Raw genomic sequence first — 1,029 nt, forward strand, 5'->3', positions numbered from 1 at the left:
GCCCGCATCCCGCACTGGCTTATCGGCGAGTTCCGCGAAACCCCCGTCACCCCGGCCCGCGACCGCCGGGCACCGGCGCCCTCCTGCAGCGCGCCGGTGACCGGCAGCGGTCGCTTCCGAGCGGTACCTCCGGTGGGATCAGTACCAGCCCGTGCAGGCGGAGAAGTCGGAGCCGGAGTTCTTCGCGTAGCACGCGTGGGACTGGAGGCTGACGTCGTTCACCATGGACGTGTGGACATCGCTCCCGTAGGCGACGTTCACGCTGTCGGACTGGCCCGCGGTGTTCGAGATGAAGGCCTCGGCGCCGACGTGGGTACTGCTGATGCGGGCCCATGCGGCACGACAGGTCGCGCTGTAACGGAGCTCTACCAGGGTGCCGTCCGAGGCCCGCGCGCTCTTGGCGGTGATCGCGTCACTGCCGCAGCCGGTGGTCGAGGGGTCCTTGTGGTAGCAAGAACTGCCGTAGCACGTTGCGTTCGTGGTGGCCTGGGCGCTGGGGGACAGCGCGAAGAGGGCGGTTGCGGACAGTGCGGCGGTGCCCAGGATGGCAGCGATCTTCTTCATCTGCGGCTCCTCGTGTGACGAGCGGGGCGAAGGTCGGACATGCTCCGTGATCGATTCCTGCTCTGGCGAACCGGGTTCCGTGCGCCATGGCTCCCCGTGATGACCGGGGGAGTAGGGAGAAACAGTAAAGTGTGCGACCGGTGCGAAGAGTGGAGGGACGGGCGATCTGGCGGGATCTCGCGTCGGTGGGACTCATTCCGGGCTTCGACTTCGACGACGTTGACGAGATGCACCGTCGCCTTCCCCGCCTGGCTGCCCTCTACCTCGGCGCAGCCGCCGGCTGAGACGTGTCAGTGCCTCGAAGGGTGTCGCTATTCGGAACAGGGCTTCTGTCATGGCTGGTTGCCGATGTCCATCCCTGATCTTCGGTGGGTATCCCCGGCTTCAGCCGGGGAGGGAATCCGATCCTGGGATCGGTGGCGCGGAGCGCCGCCGCGTCCCTGCGCAGCGGAACGCTCGTGGTGT

Annotated in this window: 1 protein-coding gene; it reads right to left on the bottom strand. The window is 67.5% G+C overall.

The window, feature by feature from the left end; genetic code table 11:
* Nucleotides 1-138 precede the first annotated feature (138 nt).
* Entirely contained in the window at nt 139-564 is a 426-nt protein-coding gene (locus ACFU7Y_RS44200; RefSeq protein WP_224274883.1) for a DUF2690 domain-containing protein, read from the bottom strand.
* Nucleotides 565-1,029: the final 465 nt, after the last annotated feature.

The sequence above is a fragment of the Kitasatospora sp. NPDC057542 genome (assembly GCF_042801945.1).
In the GTDB taxonomy this organism is placed as follows: domain Bacteria; phylum Actinomycetota; class Actinomycetes; order Streptomycetales; family Streptomycetaceae; genus Kitasatospora.